We start from the raw sequence: 267 nt of genomic DNA, 5'->3' as shown, positions 1-267 counted from the left end.
GTCCTGATGATGAGTCGGTAGCAAGTATCACTATTGATGATGCTTTGTATGCTGGTGTAGACGGAGAAGATCGTTTCTGTGAAGGAGATGAGAGCAAGGATGCAGTAAACCTGTTTGACCTTATCACGGATGAGGATGCTGGTGGAAACTGGGCCGATACGGATGCCAGTGGTGTGGATCTCAGTGATCCCACGATGGTAGATTTTACTGGATTGAGTGCAGGTTCTTATACTTTCACTTATACAGTGACTCCTGGTGAGGAATCAG

Annotated in this window: 1 protein-coding gene; it reads left to right on the top strand. The window is 46.4% G+C overall.

Annotated elements, in window-relative coordinates; genetic code table 11:
* The coding region (locus tag LB465_RS18185) for a hypothetical protein (RefSeq protein WP_224471328.1) at positions 1-267 on the top strand (267 nt) is incomplete at both ends.

This window comes from Salegentibacter lacus (genome assembly GCF_020164555.1).
GTDB classification, from domain to species: Bacteria; Bacteroidota; Bacteroidia; order Flavobacteriales; family Flavobacteriaceae; genus Salegentibacter; species Salegentibacter lacus.
The sequence above is the reverse complement of the archived record's forward strand: the minus strand, read 5'-3'. Positions and strand labels throughout refer to the sequence as shown.